Below are 16,562 nucleotides of genomic sequence, written 5' to 3' on the forward strand. Positions count from 1 at the left end.
TTTGAAAGGGACAATTTCGCTCAATACTGTCGCTGGACGGGCGCACCCTTCCGGAAATGGCGGGGCGCATGGCCGGTCCAGGCGCGAAACGCGCGCGCGAAACTCCGGCCGTCGCTGAAGCCCAGCTGCTCGGCGACCGCCGCCACCGGTTCGCCGCGCGCCAGCCTCTGACGCGCTTCATCGGCCAAGGTTTCCGCGCGCACATCGCGAAATCGCGTGCCCCTCTCGTCGAGCCGCCGCCGCAAGGACGCGACGCTCATGCCGAGATGCCGCGCCACGCTGCGCTGGTCGCCGAGCCCGTCGCGCAGTGCCTGTGCGGTCCGGTCCACGATATCGTCGCCCGCGGCGTCCGCGCCGCCGAGCCGGTCGAGCGTGCGCGCGATCCCGCCATAGATGGTGCGCGAGCCGAGGACCGGGCAGGCGGCCGGATCGACCGCCCAGTCGGCCACCGAGGCGTCGTAATGGAGCGCGAAATGGCGCGCGCCGTGCACGACCGCAACGCCCCAACCGGCCAACGGGCTCGGCGCATCGTCCTTCGGCCGCCGGGTGCGGATGCTGCGGACCGGGAGCGGCGCATCGGCTGTGCTGCTCGATTGCAGCAGGACATGAACGTAGACGAGCAGCGCCTCGAGGGAGAAGAGGATGAATGGATCGTCCTTGGGAATCGCATAGGGAAAGTCGCTGTCGTCCATGACGAAACAGAGCTCGTCGCGCGCCGTCGCCACCCGGTTGTAGCGGCCGCCATGGATGACATTGTAGCTGGCGGCGAGGACATCGAGCATGCCGCGCACCGTCTTCGCGTTGCGCAACCGGTCGCGGATGAAATCGGAAGTGCCCAGCATCAGCGGGCGGGCGGAGACGTGGATCGTCTCGTCGCCGATCGCGAGCGCGATCTGTTCGCTGAGCCGGAAATAGTCGGCGAGACTGACGCTGCCGGTCCGGCCGGGGTCGAGCAGGCCGTCCGGCAACTGCGCCGCGGCGAGTACGGCATCCCGATCGAGCGCCGCCTCCTCGATGATCGCCGCGAGCGGTTGCAGCGTCGCCGCTGCCACGTTGACACTCCCTAACCCACGCGCCTCGATCATCATGCAGCGCTCTATAGGGAACGGCGCGCGCTCTGTCTTGCGACGGCTCAACAGGCCGGCCGGGAGCGCGGCAAAGGAAAAGCCGGCGCGGCGAACCGCACCGGCTTTTCGAAAAACCGCTCGGGAGTCAGGCCCTAGAAACCGACCCGGGCGGAAACGCCGTAATAGCGCGGCTGACCCGGATAGCCGGCAAAGGTGCCGGTCTGTTCGGGCACGGCGAAGGTCTGGATGTTGTAATAGGTATCCAGCAGGTTCTCGACGAAGAATTCGAGCCGCCAGCGATCGTCGGTCGACACGATACCGACCCGGGCGTTGATGATGCCATAGGGCTCATTGTCGACGATGCCGCGGCCGGCCGCGCTTGTCGCGGTCGCGCTGTTGAAGCGGGCGTCGACATGAAGCAGACCGTCGAAGCTATCGGTCAGCGCGGGCGTCCAGGTCGCTGCACCCGTCAGCGTGTGCCGCGGGACGTTGACGAGCTGGAGCCCCTCGGCGCCGGCGAGCGGCGTTCCGGTGAGATCGCTGCTTTCGTCGAACGCGGCATCCGTCAGCGCGTAACCGAGCTGGAAGGTCAGATCGCGCACCGGCCGGATCGTCGCGTCGATCTCGATACCTTTGGAGATCGTCTGCTCGACATTCTGCACGAAGAAGCTCGTGCCCGAAAAGACGAGTTGCTGATAGTTGGAGAAGTCCTGGTAGAAGGCGGCGACGTTGAAGGTGAACTCGCGGCCCCAGCTCGTCTTCAGGCCAACCTCATAAGCATCGACCGTTTCGGCCTCGAATTGCAGATCGGTGATCTGCGGTCCGTTGCCGCCCACGAGTACGGAATCGAAACCGGCGCGGTCGAGATTGTAGCCGCCGGACTTGTAGCCTCGGTCATAGGCCGCATAGACGAGCACGTCCGGATTGATCTGATAGGCGAGCCGCACCGTGCCGGTGAACTCGTCGTCGCTGAACCCGCCCGCATAGGTGCCGTTGAACTCGGTGTTCACCGTCGGGTTGCAGGCGAGCAGGAACGCCTCGGGCACATTGGCGAGGATCAGGCTGCTATAGGGCCCGGTCGCCGGATCGAAGAAGAAGCCGCAAGCCGGCGTGTTCGCGTCGAGATTGGCGGCGATGTCCTTCTCTTCATGGTTCCAGCGCAGGCCGAGGGTCAGCGACAGTTCGTCGGTGATGTCGATGACATTATGCGTGAAGAGCGCGATCGCCTCGGTATCGACCGTGTAATTGTCGGCCTGCTGGCCCGCGCCCGACGGGTTGCCGGGCAGCGGCGTGTTGAACAGCGCGAAGAGCGCGGGGTTCGCCGCCGCGGCCGCGGCGAGCTGCGGGTTGGTGGCGAGCAGGACCTGGCCGAATTCGGGCACGGTCGGGCCGAAGCTGTCGAAGAATTCGAAGCCCGCCGCCGGATCGAAGGCGAAGAGCGCGTCGACATATTGGTTGGCCTGCGCCCCGAACCGGACGGTATCGCGCAGGGTCAGCGTTTCATTGAGATAGAAAGCGCCCACGAGCCAGTCGAGCCGGTCGTCGAACGCGGTGCCCTGGAGGCGGATTTCCTGGGTGAAGTCTTCGAGGCCCGTCCGGTACCCTTCGCGAAAGGCCCGGTCCGCGCCGGAGAAATCGATGTCCTGGTTGCGCAGCGTGCGCCAGTCGCGGAACGCGGTAATCGAGGTCAGCGTGAAGGCGTCGAACTCGTAATCGATCTGGGCCGAAACGCCCCATTCCTCGACTGCCTCGTTGAAGTTGCGGCCCGGGGTGACCGCCATGTCGCGGTCTTCGGGATCGCCGGTCGCGACGCCGACATTGCCGGCAAGGCCCGCGATCAGATCGAGCGCGCCGGCCGTCGGCCCGGCCACGAGGTTCACCGCGCCGCAGCATTCTTCGTCGGTATCGGCATAGTCGGCGATGATCCGGACGGTCAGCCGTTCATTCTCGAACAGCGCCTGGCCGCGCAGCGCGTAGCGGTCGATCGTATTGATGTCGCGCCCGCTGTTGACGTCGTTGATATAACCGTCGCGCGACCGATAGACGCCGTCGAAGCGCAGCGCGATCGTGTCGCTGACCGGTCCGGTGATCGCCCCGCGCAGCTCATAGGCGTCGAAATTGCCATAGCTGCCCTCGACGAAGCCGCCGAGATCGAATTCGGGCATCTGGGTCGTGATGCTGAGCGCCCCGGCCGAGGTGTTGCGGCCGAACAGCGTACCCTGCGGGCCGCGCAACACCTCGACGCGTTCGACCGGCGGCAACTCGCTCAGCGCGACGCCGGCGCGGGCGCGGTAGACGCCGTCGATGAACACGCCGACCGCGGGTTCGAAGCCCGGATTGTCGCCGGCGGTGCCGATACCGCGGATCGAGAGCGCCGTGGCGTTCGACGAGGACTGGCCCGTCGTCGCGACGAGGCTCGGCGCGAGCTGGGCGAAGTCGCGGATATCGTCGACCCCGGCATTTTCGACGAGCTCGCCGCTGATGACGGACACCGACAGCGGCACGCTCTGCACGTCCTCGGCGCGGCGTGTCGCGGTGACGAGGATGATATTGGGATCGAAATTGGTATCGTCGGCCGCGGCGGTTTCGGTTGCGCTGTCCGCCTGTTCGGGAGCGGCCTGTTCGGGCGCCGTCTGGGCGTAGGCCGGGGCGGCGCCGAGGATGGTGGCGGCGCTGGCGAGAAGAATGGATTTTTTCACGGCATGGTCCTTGCTGTTTGGGAGGAGGGTAAGGGACGACGGCGCGGTCGAACGACCGCGAAACGTCAGAGCTGGAGAATGTGCGGGCGGGACCCGATCTCGATCCTGGGGTCGCCGAGAGGGGTCGGCTCTTCGCGCGGCGCGTCGGCCGCTATTGTCGATATCATGTTCGCCCGTCTTTCCATTTTGGCGGATCGTTCCGGCACGCTCGCATTCGGTACCCCTCGTACCGTCCGTGCTTGGCCTGCGATGCCATAGCCGGATCGCGATGCGTTATTTGCCGGGCGAAGCGCCCTATTCCGTTTCGGTATTTTTACCTAATGGGTAATTGCTTTGCATATGGTAAACGCCGGAATCAAGACGAAAAATTGCGCATGACGAATGGCTCCACGGTCGGGAGACGGGCTGGAGGCGATGTTCGGCCGGCCGTATGGTCCGGCCGTTCCGCAGGGACCGTTCGTTGCGGTCCGGCGATGGTGGAGCCGGGGGGATTCGAACCCCCGACCTCTGCAGTGCGATTGCAGCGCTCTCCCAACTGAGCTACGGCCCCGCACCATCGTCTGCGCCGCATTTCCGCGGCGGGCGCTTCCTTTAGCGGTGTGAATTGTCGGGCGCAACGGGAGAGTTTTTCGGTCTGTTTGTCGGACTCGATCTTGCGGTCGAGCGCGGCAGTGTTCTTGTCAGAATTTCCCTCGCGGAAAATCGCCGCACCGGCCCGCACCCCCTCCCGGCCTCCCATTGAGTGTACCCTGTGGGAGGCCGGGAGGGGGTGCGGGCCGGTGCGGCGCCTGAGGCGAAGCCGAAGGTCTGACAAACAGAATCCTTTCCTGCTATCGTCCGTTGCAATAGAAAACCCCACCATATGATTAGGAGAAGCACATGCCCCGCGCCTGGCACCTGAAATCCCGTCCCGAAACCATGGCCGCCCATGAGAATTTCGAACTCAAGGAATTCACGCAGGCGCCGATGGGCGACGGCACGATCCGGGTCGCGAACAAATGGCTGTCGGTCGACCCCTATATGCGCGGCCGGATGCGCGACGTGAAAAGCTATGTCCCGCCCTTCGCGATCGGCGAACCGATGCAGGGCGGCGCGATCGGCGAAGTCGTCGAGAGCAATGCCGACGGTTTCGACGTCGGCGACATGGTCCAGCATATGGCCGGCTGGCGCGACGAGGCGGTAGTGCCGGCCGCCGAAGCGCAGAAGCTTCCCGATCTCGGTATTCCGATTCAGTCGTTCCTCGGCTTTCTCGGCATGCCGGGGATGACCGCCTATTTCGGCCTGCTCGACGTGGCCGCCGCCAAGGAAGGCGATATCGTCTTCGTTTCCGGCGCGGCAGGAGCGGTCGGCTCGACGGTCATCCAGATCGCCAAGGCCAAGGGCATGACCGCGATCGGTTCGGCGGGCGGCCAGGAAAAATGCGACTGGGTCAAATCGCTCGGTGCCGATGCGGTGATCGACTACAAGGCCGATGGCGAACTGATGCCCAAACTGATGGAGGCCGCGCCCAATGGCATCGACGTCTATTTCGACAATGTCGGCGGCGAACATCTCGATGCGGCCTTCGCGGTCGCCAATCCCGGCGCGCGGTTCGCCGAATGCGGGATGATCTCGGGCTATAACAGCACCGATCCGATGTGCTTCCGCTATATCATGAACATTATCGGCAAGGGGCTGCGCATCCGCGGCTTCATCGTCACCGAATTCATGGACCGGATGGGCGAATTCCACGCCGATATGGGCGGGATGCTCCAGGCCGGAAAACTGACGGGCCAGGAGACCGTGCATGAAGGCCTGAACAGCCAGGTCGACGCGTTCATCGGGCTTTTTACCGGCGGGAACACGGGCAAGATGCTGGTGAGCCTGTAGCGCGGAGCCGCCTTTGCGGGACTCGGTCCAACGGTCGAGTCCCGCATCGGAGTTCGTTTGTCAGGCCTTCGGTTTCGCTTTCTTATTGTCAGACTCGACCTATCGGTCGAGCGCGGCACCGGCCCGCACCCCCTCCCGACCTCCCACTAGTGTACACTCAATGGGAGGTCGGGAGGGGGTGCGGGCCGGTGCCGCGAACTTCCGCAAGGAAAACTCTGACAAACGAAATCCGGCGCCATACTCGATCGTTAAACCGAGTCTGACGAACTACAACCTCCTCGCAGAGAAGGTATCGCACGCCGCCGGATCGCCGCTTTCGATTCCGCGGCGCAGCCAGCGCTGGCGCTGTTCCGACGTGCCGTGCGTGAAGCTTTCCGGCACGACATAGCCCTGCGCCGCGCGCTGCAACGCGTCGTCGCCGATCGCCGCGGCGGCGCGCATGCCTTCTTCCAGATCGCCAGGCTCCATCGCGTCGCGTTCGCGATTGGCCCAGACGCCCGCATAGCAATCGGCCTGCAGCTCCATCCGTACCTGCAGCGCATTGCCCTCTTCGCGGCTCGCGCGCTGCTGCTGGCGGCGGACATCGGCCGAGATACCGGTGATCGTCTGGATATGATGGCCGACTTCGTGCGCGACGACATAGGCCTGGGCAAAATCGCCGCCTGCGCCGAGTTCGGTGCGCAGCTGGTTGAAGAAGCTCGTGTCGAGATAGATTTTCCGGTCGGCCGGGCAGTAGAAGGGCCCCATCGCCGAATCCGCCGCGCCGCAGCCGGAACTGCCGCGATTGTCATAAAAGACGAGCGTTGCCGGAACGTAGCGCTCGCCGCGTTCGGCGAAAATCTCGCTCCAGCGATCCTCGGTCGAGCCGAGGACCTGCGCGACGAAGCGATCGGTTTCGTCCTGGATCGCCTGTTCGCCGCGCGTGACCTCGCCGCCGCCGACGGGGCCGCCGCTGCCGTCCGTCAGGCCAAGATTGCCGAGCCCGCCGTTCAGATAGGACATGACGAGGAAGACGATCAGGATCAGCGCGATCGAGCCGCAGCCGAGCTGGCCGCGCCCGCTGGCCGGGATCGGGATCGGCATGCCGCCGCCCCTTCTGCCGCCGCGTAGCCCGCCGGGTATCCGAAAGCCGCCCCGGCCTCCCCCGGTCTGCCGTTCGATATTGCTGCTGGTCCGCCGTCCGCCAAGGCGCATGCGATTTTCTCCCTCTTCCCATCCTCACAATGCGCGGCGCCCGGGAGAGTTGCAATTATTGCGCAATCGGTCGCGACGCAGCGTTGCATCGCCGATCCGGCTGACCGATAAGCGCCGAACGATCATGGCAGATGCGGACCCCTCCTCCCAGCCGGCCTTGCCGCTGCCCGACCAGACGGCGCTGGTGCTTCAGGGCGGCGGCGCGCTCGGTTCCTATCAGGCGGGCGTGTTCGAGGCGCTGGCCCGTGCGGGTATCATGCCCGACTGGGTCGCCGGCATATCGATCGGCGCGATCAATGCCGCGATCATCGCCGGCAATCCGCCCGAAAGTCGGGTCGACCAGCTGCGCAGTTTCTGGGAAGGGGTGACCGCCGCCCTGCCGAGCCTTCCGGTCTGGCCCAACGACTATATGCGCGAACTGCTGCACGAATGGTCGGCGGGCTTCGTCGCGGCCTTCGGCGTTCCGGGCTTCTTTCAGCCGCGGCCCGTTCCGCCCTTTCTCGCGCTTCCGGGCAGCGAGGCGGCGCTGAGTTTCTACGATAGCGGCCCGCTCGGCGATACGCTCGACGCGCATGTCGACTGGGGGCGGGTCAATGGCGGCGATGTCCGCCTGTCGGTCGGCGCGGTGAATGTCGAGACCGGCAACTTCCGCTATTTCGACAGCGCGGCGGAGCCGCTCGACGCGCGGCACATCATGGCCTCGGGCGCGCTGCCGCCGGGCCTGCCGCCGGTCGAGATCGACGGCTGCCTGTGGTGGGACGGCGGGCTCGTTTCCAACACCCCGCTCCAGCATGTCGTTGCCGAACGGACCGGCGACCTGCTCGTCTTCCAGGTCGATCTGTTCAGCGCCACCGATGTCCGCCCGACGACGATCGACGATGTGATGGCGCGCGCGAAGGAGATCCGCTATTCGAGCCGCACCCGGCAGATCACCGATCAGTTTCTCGACCATTGCAACATGGCCGGAACCATCCGCGCCGCGCTCGACAAGCTGCCCGAAAGCCTGTGCGACGATCCCGATATCGTCGCGCTCAAGGCGCTGGCCGAGGAGCCGGCGATCAACATCGTCCATCTGATCTACAAGGCCAATGCCTGGGAGGGCGGCGCGCGCGATTATGAATTTTCGCGGCGGACGATGGAGGAGCATTGGCAGGCCGGCCGCGACGCCGTAGCCGAAACGATGGACCAGGGCGATGTGATCGCCCGCAACATTGTCGACGGCCGGAGCGCCGCCTTCGACCTGAACCCCGTCTAGCGAAAGGACGAAGATGTTTCTGACAGGCAAAACGGCGATCATTACCGGGTCCACCTCCGGCATCGGCCTGACCTACGCCAAGGCGCTCGCCGCCGAGGGCGCGAGCGTCATGATCAACGGGTTCGGCGATGCGGACGAGATCGAGGCTGAGCGCACGGCGCTGGAAGAGACTTCGGGCGCCAAGGCCGTCTATTCGGATGCCGACATGTCCGATCCGGCGGCGATCGAGGCGATGGTGACGCAATGCGCGGAGGAACTCGGCACCGCCGATATCGCGATCGCCAATGCGGGCATCCAGCATGTCTCGCCGATCGAGGATTTTCCGGTCGAGAAATGGGATGCGATCATCGCGATCAATCTCTCCTCGGCCTGGCATCTGGCGCGGCTCACCGTACCGGCGATGAAGCGGAAGGGCTGGGGGCGGATCATTTGTACCGCCTCGGCGCATTCGCTCGTCGCGAGTCCCGACAAATCGGCCTATGTCGCCGCGAAGCACGGCATGGCCGGGCTGGTCAAGACGGTCGCGCTCGAAACCGCGCAGGACGGGATCACCGTCAACTGCATCAGCCCCGGCTATGTCTGGACGCCGCTCGTCGAACAGCAGATTCCCGACACGATGCGGGCACGCGGAATGACGCGGGACGAGGTGATGAACGATGTGCTGCTGGCCGCGCAACCGAGCAAGGCGTTCGTCACGCCGGAACAGGTGGCGAGCTTCGCCCTCTATCTGTGCCGCGACGAAGCCGCCTCGATCACCGGCGCGAACCTCTCGATGGACGGCGGCTGGACGGCGCAGTAGCGGGCTATGCGGCGACGGGGAGATCGGTTAGGCTGATGGGCATGACGGGGCGCACGAACGCAACAATCGCAGCGATACCAGCGGCTTTGCTGCTCTCTGCCTGCGCCTATACGACCGGGGTGACGGGGCCGGAGGCGGGCTCCAATCCCGATCAGGAACTGCCGACCTTCTGGCAATCGATCGCCACGACGGACGATCGCCGCCGGATTTCGAACTGGCGCCGCGCCTTCCGCGAGGGCGTCGCCGACGCAGCGGCGGGCGGCCATGCGAACGAGGTGGCGGCCGAGGGCGTGCTGCTGCGTCCCGATGCGGGCCTTGCCGATCCGCGCCCGCCCGCGGGCGACTATCGCTGCCGCTTCGTGAAACTGGGCTCGCAGGGCAGCGTGCCGCTGTCTTTCGTCGCCTATCCCTGGTTCCGCTGCCGAATCGACGACCAGGGCGAGACGATGCGCTTCCGCAAGCTGACCGGATCGCAGCGTCCGAGCGGGACCTTCTATCCCGAGAACCGACTCAGGATGGTTTTTCTCGGCGTCCTCGAACTGGGCGACGAAACCCGGTCTCATGTCTATGGCCGCGACGCCAATCGCGACATGGCCGGGACGCTCGAACGGATCGGCGAAGCGCGCTGGCGGATCGTGCTGCCCTATCCGCGCTTCGAATCCATCGTCGACGTGCTCGAGCTGGTGCCGGAAAACGACCCATCGCCGGACCGCTCCAGACCATAGAGAATTAGATAGTTAGCTGAGCCTAGGAGAGTTTCATGCGCCATCTGCTTTACGCCCTGCCCCTGCTGGTCGCCGCGCCGGCCCATGCCGACGAGCTGCACGATGCCGTTGCGGCCGACATGCCCGAGCTGATGGAGCTCTATCGCCATCTCCACGCCAATCCCGAACTCTCCTTCCAAGAAGACGATACCGCCGCGCACCTCGCCGCGATCGCCGAGGAGCTGGGCTTCGACGTGACCACCGGGGTCGGCGGCCATGGCGTCGTTGCGGTCATGGAAAACGGGCCGGGGCCGGTGCTGCTGATGCGGGCCGATATGGACGGGCTGCCGGTCGAGGAGCAGACGGGCCTGCCGTTCGCCAGCACCGTGGTCGCGACGACCGACGAAGGCATCGAGTCCCATGTCATGCATGCCTGCGGGCATGATACGCACATGGCCGCCTGGGTCGGTGCGGCGCGACAGCTGGTGGCGCGTCGCGATCAATGGTCGGGCACTTTGGTGGCGATCCTGCAGCCCGCCGAGGAGCGCGGCGCGGGCGCGCGGATGATGCTCGAGGACGGGCTCTATGACCGTTTCCCGAGGCCCGATTATGCGATCACCTTTCACGATTCCGCCTCGGCCCCCGCCGGGTCGATCGGCGTCGTTCCGGGCTTCGCGATGGCCAATGTGGACAGTGTCGATATCCATGTCCGCGGCGTGGGCGGCCATGGCGCTTACCCGCATACGACGCGCGATCCGATCGTACTCGGGTCGCGGATCGTCGGCGCGCTCCAGACGCTGGTGAGCCGCGAGGTCGACCCGCAGCAACCCGCTGTCGTGACCGTCGGCAGCTTCCGGGCCGGTTCGAAACACAACATCATTTCGGACGAGGCGCAGCTGCTGCTGACCGTGCGCAGCTATACCGACGAAGTGCGCGAGCAATTGCTCTCGGGCATCGAGCGGATCGCGCGGGCCGAAGGCATGGTGGCCGGGCTGCCCGAGGAGCTGTGGCCTGAAGTTACCCGCCGCAACGAATATACGCCGGCGGTGTACAATACGCCCGAACTCTCCGGCGAGCTGATGCAACTCTGGCGCGGCCGGTTCGGCGAAGACCGCGTGCTCGAGGGCGAGCCGGTGATGGGCGGCGAGGATTTCAGCCGCTATTACCGGGCCGATCGCGAGAATATCCAGAGCGTGTTGTTCTGGGTCGGCGGCGTGCCGCTCGATCGCTGGGAAGCCGCGCAGCGCGGCGAAATCGAACTGCCCTCGCTGCACAGCGCCTATTGGGCGCCGGATGCCGAAGCGGTGATCAGCACGGGGACGGAAGCGCTGGTCGCGGCGGCGCTGGATATCCTGGCGCCTGAACAGGCGGCGGATTAGGTTTGCCAGACTCGACCTTGCGGGGATTCTGATCGTCAGAAACTACCTGTCGGAAGTTCGCCGCACCGGCCCGCTCCCCCTCCCGGCCTCCCACAGGGTATACTGAATGGGAGGCCGGGAGGGGGAGCGGGCCGGTGCGGCGACGTTGCGCGAGCAACGTTCTGACAAACCAATACCGGGTGCGGCGCTCAACCGTCCGGTTGAGTCTGACAAAGGAAAGCGCTCGCGCTGCCCTGATATTTGTCGAAAATAATTCTCAATAGATATCAGGCAATTGATCACTTCTGTCGCTCAACCCGATGGGCAAATTCCGTTTCCATCGAATCGGATTGATCGGCTAGTACGATAATTGCGAATCCGGCTTTGCCCGGACCCCTCAGTTCCAACCAGGAGAGCAAATCATGGATCTCAAAGGCAGCCAGACCGAAGAAAATCTCAAAGCCGCGTTTGCGGGCGAAAGCCAGGCCAATCGCCGCTATCTCTATTTCGCACAAAAGGCCGATATCGAAGGGCATAACGATGTCGCCGCGGTGTTCCGTTCGACCGCCGAGGGCGAGACCGGCCATGCGCACGGCCATCTCGAATTTCTCGAGGAAGTCGGCGATCCGGCGACCGGCGAGCCGATCGGCACGACCGAGCAGAATCTCGGCGCCGCCATCGCGGGCGAAACCCATGAATATACGGACATGTATCCGGGCATGGTGAAGACCGCCCGCGAAGAAGGGTTCGACGAAATCGCCGACTGGTTCGAAACGCTGGCCAAGGCCGAAAAGAGCCATGCCGGCAAGTTCCAGCGGACGCTCGATACGCTGAAGGCCGAAGCGTAAGCGCTTTGCGCAGCTGACATGAATTGCGGGGATGGGCGAAAGCCCGTCCCCCTTTTCTTATGAAACAGGGTCAATAGGGGAGCAGCCGCATGCAGGAAGGCAGCCTGGAAGCGCCGACACGCCATCCGATCGCGTGGCAGGACGACGAATTTTACGACGAGGAACTGCTCGACAAGGAGCTGCGCCGGGTCTTCGACATCTGTCATGGCTGCCGCCGCTGCTTCAATCTGTGCGACAGCTTTCCCCAATTGTTCGACCTGATCGACGAGAGCGAGAATGAGGATGTCGAGAGCCTCGACAGCGCCGATTTCAAACCGGTCGTCGATGCCTGCACCCTGTGCGACATGTGCTTCATGGTGAAGTGCCCTTATGTGCCGCCGCACGAATTCGATCTCGATTTCCCGCACCTGATGCTCCGCGCCCGTGCGATCGAGCATAAGAAGGGCGAGACGGGTTTCGCCGACCGGGAGCTCGCCAAGACCGACCGCAACGGCAAGATCGCGACTGCGATCCCCGGCATCGCCAACTGGGCGATGAAGGAATCGAACGGGCTCACGCGCGGCACGCTGGAAAAGACGCTGGGCATCGACAAGCGCGCGCACCTGCCGCGCTATGAGTCGAAACCGCTGGCCAAGACGCCGGCAAAAGCGATGCCCGCAGTCAATATCGACGCACCCAGTTTCGGCCGGAAAGCGGCGATCTATGCGACCTGCTACGCCAATTTCAACGACCAGACGCCGGGCCGGGCCGCGCTCGACGTGCTCGCGCATAACGGCGTGTCATGCCGGATCGAACATCCGCATTGCTGCGGCATGCCGCTTCTAGAAAATGGCGATCTGAAGGGCGTCGCGAAAAGCGCCGAACCGGTGGCCGCGCATTTCGAGCCGCTGATCGATCGCGGCTACGATATCGTCGCGCTGACCCCGTCCTGCGCGCTGATGCTGAAATTCGAATGGCCGCTGATCCTGCCGGACGATCCGGTCGTCCAGAAACTCGCCGAGAATACGCGGGACCTCGCCCAATATGTCGTCGAGCTGTCGAAGGACAAAGGGCTGGTCGAGGTGCCGGAGATGGACAGCAAGATCGGCATGCACTTCGCCTGTCACAGTCGGGCGCAGAATATGGGGCCGAAAGCGCTCGAAATGCTGCGCCTGATCCCGGGCGCGACGCCGACGATCGTCGAGCGCTGCTCGGGCCATGGCGGCAAATGGGGCATCATGGCCGAGCATTACGACACCGCCGTCAAGCTGGCCCGGCCGACCGTTCGCAATCTGAAGAAAGCCGATCCCGATTATGTCGTCAGCGAATGCCCGCTCGCCGGTCCGCATCTGCGCGAGGTGATGGCAATGGCGGATGGCGATGCCGCGCCCGACCGGGTCGGCCACCCGATCGAGATACTGGCCAAGGCATATGGATTCTAGGGAGCAAGACATGCCGCGCAACAGCCGCGAAATTACCGCCGAGGATATCATGGGCCTGGAGGATTATGAGCAGATCCGCGCGGAGAAACGCGAAGAGAATCTGCTCCGCAAACGTTTCCGCCGGATCGCGGTCGGGCCGCATGTCACCGTCTATTTCGAGAGCTGGGACACGATGTGGCTCCAGGTCCAGGAAATGCTGCGCATCGAAAAGGGCGGTGAGGAGCAGCTCGTCGACGAGCTCCAGGCCTATAATCCGATGATCCCCGATGGCGACGAGCTGACCTGCACCCTGATGTTCGAAATCGAGGATCCGGGGCGGCGCGATGCGCTGCTCCACCAGCTCGGCGGCGTGATCGATCATATCCATCTGGTGATCGACAGCGAGAAGATCGGCGCCATGCCCGAACAGGACGTCGATCGCGAAAGCGATAGCGGGAAGGCCTCGTCGGTACTGTTTCTCCATTTCCCGTTCACCGCGGAGCAGAAAGCCAAGTTCCGCGATCCCGCCAACCGGCTCTTCTTCCAGATCGACCATCCTGCCTATGGCCATGCGGCCATCATCGGCGAGGAAATGCGCAACGAGCTGGCCAAGGACTTCGCCTGAGGCAGCCGGGGCGGGCGTTGCGGTTGGAGCGTTTACGAGGCGGAGAGCCGGCCTCGAGCGGAACTAAAGGAATTGTTAGGCCGTCCACCCTATATGGTAAACGATTGATATGGTTGTTGGGGGGTATGTTGTCCGATCACGAGGACACAGGTGGGAGTGATCGTTACGCGTCGCTGCGTGACTATGAAGCGCTCCAAAACCCTTCGGGAAGCCGATTCGATCCAATACTCGAGTTGGTCTGCGGCCTTATCGGCGTACCGCGAGCGACGATCTGGCTCGCCGAGACCGAGCGGCACCTATTCGAGCGCGCGACGGTCGAAGCCCTAGGCGGCCCCGCGCCGAGCGAACAGCTCCGCAGTGAACTGGTCAACGCCGAGCCGGAAGGCTTCGAAATCCACGACTTCGCCAAGGATCCTCAGTCCGCAGCGCTCGTGCAACCGGGCGATGCTCCAGAACCAAGCTATTATATCGGCTTTGCGCTGCGGTCGCGCGACGATCGGTTCGTCGGCGTGCTTTCGGCCATGGATACGCGCCCGCGAGCGCCGCTCGACCAGCAACGCCGCGCACAATTGCGGTCTATCGCCGATATCGTGGTCGATGCGATAGAGCTGCGCAGGCTGGGCGTTTCGGGCGCGATATCGAAACTCGTCGGCGATACGATGTCCGATGCGCTGGTGCTGGCGGGACACGATCGTAGAATCCTGCTCTGGAACAATGCCGCCGAACGGATATTCGGGTGGTCCGCCGTGGAGGCCGTCGGCAAGCCGGTCACCGAAATCATCGCGGAGCCCGATTGCCCCAAGTTCGACGATGCCTGTCGCCGGCTCGGTGCCGAAGGCAGCCGTGCAAGTTTCGCGCAGCCGATAGAGTTGAACGCACGTAACCGGGAAGGCGAACGCATTCCGGTGTGCGTCACGCTCGGCCAATGGGAGGTCGCGGGCCTCGACAATCCGTCGGGCGTTGCCGCGTTGATCACGGACATCTCGGATCGCAAGCGGATCGAAACGGACTATGCGCACACCCAGAGTTTTCTCGACGTGATGCTCGAGAACCTGCCCTCGATGCTGTTCGTCAAGGATGTGGAAACACGCCGCTATGTTCGGGTGAACACGCCGGCGGCACGGGCGGCAGGCGTCGAGGCCGAAGAGATGATCGGCAAGACCGACACCGAACTGTTCGGCGCCGATCAGGCCAGGGAACTGCGCAAGCGCGACGATCAGGTCATCGCCTCCCGAAAGGTCCATATCTATGAAGGCGAAATGGCCGGCCGCGGCGAAAATCAGCTGGTGCGGACGCAGCGCGTCACATTTGCCGCTCCGAACGGCGCACACTATCTGCTCGGCATCTCCGACGACATAACCCGTCATGTGCGAGCCGAGGAAAAGGCCGCCTACCTCGCCAACCATTGTCAGGTCACCGGATTACGAAACCGAAAGGCGTTTACCAGATACCTGTCCGCCCGGATCGAAAATGGCGCGGATTTTGCGGTCATGCGCTGCCATATCGGCGGGCTTCAAAGGATTGCTGCCTTGCATGGGCAAACCACCGCCGATGCCGTTTTGAAGGACGGCGCGACGCGCCTTGAGCAGGCACTCGGTCCGGATCCCATTATTGCCAGGCTCAGCGAAAACGACTTGGCGATCGCGGTTCCGGAATCCGGCCCGGTGTCCAACCTCAGACGGCTCGGCATGCTCGTTCATTCCGCAATAGCGGCCCCCGGCTCGATCAACAGCGGCACTCTCTCCCTGTCTGCGAAGGTCGGCATCGCCCGCCGGCCGGCCGATGGATCCGGTCTTTCGAAACTTTTGCGGGCCACCGAACTGGCTCTGGCATCGGCGATCACCGACCCCGATGAAGATGTCCGTTTCTTCGAAGCGTCCATGCAGGCCGAAGCGGGCCATCGCAGAACGCTGGAGCGCGATCTGCCTCGGGCCTTTGCACGCGGCGAGATGAGCCTGTCTTTCCAACCGCTCGCCTGCCTCGAAAGCGGCCGGATCGCGGGCTTCGAAGCGCTGGCCCGCTGGACCCATCCGCAATATGGGTCGATCGATCCCGAGATCTTCGTGGCGCTTTCGGAAAGGAACGGCATGGTAATGGAGTTGGGCCGGGAGACCCTCCGGCGCGCGACGAAAGAGGCCGCGTGCTGGGATCCGCCGCTGAGCATCGCAGTGAACGTCTCCCCGGTTCAGCTTCATGACGACGGTTTTGTCGAGAGCGTCGAGAAATGCCTTGCCGAGAGCGGGTTGGCCGCTGAGCGGCTCGAACTGGAAATCACCGAAGGCGTCCTGTTGGGCGACAGCGAAAAGATCATTGACGTTCTCAATGCGCTGAAGACGCTTGGCGTTCGGATTTCGATCGACGATTTCGGCACCGGCTATTCGTCATTCGCCTATTTCGACATGTTCGCGTTCGACAAGGTCAAGCTCGACAAATCCTTCGTTCAGAAGATGCGAAACAGCAAACATGCGTTCGCGGTGGTGCGCGCCGTGGTCGGCCTCGGCGCCGACCTCGATATCCCGGTGGTCGGCGAAGGTGTGGAAGCCGATGCCGATCTCGAGCTGCTGAGAGAGCTGGGATGTGCGCAGGCGCAGGGCTATCTGATCGGCAAGCCAAGCCCGATCGAAACGTTCGAGCGCGTCGTTTTGAGCCGCGACGTCGCTGCGGGCGAAGGGGCGGGACCGGCAAGGCGCATGGCCTAGACCAAGCAAATGCCCGCCAGGCGCAAAGGCCGGACGGGCGTCTCT

The 16,562-nt window shown here is 64.3% G+C and carries 12 protein-coding genes and 1 tRNA gene; 9 read left to right on the forward strand and 4 right to left on the reverse strand.

All coding sequences use genetic code 11. From position 1 onward, the window contains the following. Nucleotides 1-20: 20 nt before the first annotated feature. The 3 genes from HFP57_RS13040 to HFP57_RS13050 form a co-directional block, all read right to left on the reverse strand. Entirely contained in the window at nt 21-1,052 is a 1,032-nt protein-coding gene (locus tag HFP57_RS13040; protein ID WP_246263161.1) for an AraC family transcriptional regulator, read from the reverse strand. A 167-nt stretch (nt 1,053-1,219) separates the two neighbouring features. Further along, the gene (locus HFP57_RS13045; protein WP_176870194.1) at nt 1,220-3,766 is read right to left on the reverse strand and encodes a TonB-dependent receptor; all 2,547 of its coding nucleotides are present in this window, start codon (nt 3,764-3,766) and stop codon (nt 1,220-1,222) included. Nucleotides 3,767-4,240: 474 nt separating this feature from the next. Beyond that, nucleotides 4,241-4,316 (reverse strand) — tRNA-Ala (locus HFP57_RS13050). Between the two features lie 329 nt (nt 4,317-4,645). Here HFP57_RS13050 and HFP57_RS13055 point away from each other — a divergent pair. Further along, nucleotides 4,646-5,635, forward strand: coding sequence for an NADP-dependent oxidoreductase (locus HFP57_RS13055; protein WP_176870195.1), 990 nt, complete (start codon nt 4,646-4,648; stop codon nt 5,633-5,635). Nucleotides 5,636-5,902: 267 nt separating this feature from the next. Here HFP57_RS13055 and ypfJ read toward each other — a convergent pair whose 3' ends face one another. Next, nucleotides 5,903-6,829 carry a KPN_02809 family neutral zinc metallopeptidase gene (gene ypfJ, locus HFP57_RS13060; protein WP_176870196.1) on the reverse strand — a complete coding sequence of 309 codons (927 nt, stop codon included), beginning with the start codon at nt 6,827-6,829 and terminating at the stop codon, nt 5,903-5,905. Between the two features lie 124 nt (nt 6,830-6,953). On the opposite strand from ypfJ, the gene HFP57_RS13065 reads away from it, so the two are divergent. From HFP57_RS13065 to HFP57_RS13100, 8 genes are all read left to right on the forward strand, one after another. Continuing rightward, nucleotides 6,954-8,084: a patatin-like phospholipase family protein gene (locus HFP57_RS13065; RefSeq protein WP_176870197.1), complete on the forward strand. Its 1,131-nt coding sequence runs from the start codon at nt 6,954-6,956 to the stop codon at nt 8,082-8,084. A gap of 13 nt (nt 8,085-8,097) precedes the next feature. Beyond that, nucleotides 8,098-8,883: a 3-hydroxybutyrate dehydrogenase gene (locus tag HFP57_RS13070; protein WP_176870198.1), complete on the forward strand. Its 786-nt coding sequence runs from the start codon at nt 8,098-8,100 to the stop codon at nt 8,881-8,883. 41 nt (nt 8,884-8,924) lie between these two features. Then, complete coding sequence (locus tag HFP57_RS13075) at nt 8,925-9,608, forward strand: DUF4893 domain-containing protein (RefSeq protein WP_176870199.1); 684 nt, start codon at nt 8,925-8,927, stop codon at nt 9,606-9,608. Nucleotides 9,609-9,643: 35 nt separating this feature from the next. Continuing rightward, a complete protein-coding gene (locus HFP57_RS13080) occupies nt 9,644-10,966 on the forward strand; it encodes an amidohydrolase (RefSeq protein ID WP_176870200.1) in 1,323 nt (440 codons plus the stop codon). Between the two features lie 401 nt (nt 10,967-11,367). Beyond that, a complete protein-coding gene (locus tag HFP57_RS13085; protein WP_176870201.1) occupies nt 11,368-11,793 on the forward strand; it encodes a rubrerythrin family protein in 426 nt (141 codons plus the stop codon). An 89-nt stretch (nt 11,794-11,882) separates the two neighbouring features. Continuing rightward, the gene (locus HFP57_RS13090; protein WP_176870202.1) at nt 11,883-13,214 is read left to right on the forward strand and encodes a heterodisulfide reductase-related iron-sulfur binding cluster; all 1,332 of its coding nucleotides are present in this window, start codon (nt 11,883-11,885) and stop codon (nt 13,212-13,214) included. 10 nt (nt 13,215-13,224) lie between these two features. Continuing rightward, nucleotides 13,225-13,818: a DUF3501 family protein gene (locus tag HFP57_RS13095; protein ID WP_176870203.1), complete on the forward strand. Its 594-nt coding sequence runs from the start codon at nt 13,225-13,227 to the stop codon at nt 13,816-13,818. A 128-nt stretch (nt 13,819-13,946) separates the two neighbouring features. After that, nucleotides 13,947-16,517 (forward strand): sensor domain-containing phosphodiesterase, encoded by a 2,571-nt coding sequence (locus HFP57_RS13100; protein ID WP_176870204.1) that lies wholly within the window; start codon nt 13,947-13,949, stop codon nt 16,515-16,517. The last annotated feature ends 45 nt before the right edge of the window (nt 16,518-16,562 follow it).

It is taken from the genome of Parasphingopyxis algicola, assembly GCF_013378075.1.
In the GTDB taxonomy this organism is placed as follows: Bacteria; Pseudomonadota; Alphaproteobacteria; order Sphingomonadales; family Sphingomonadaceae; genus Parasphingopyxis; species Parasphingopyxis algicola.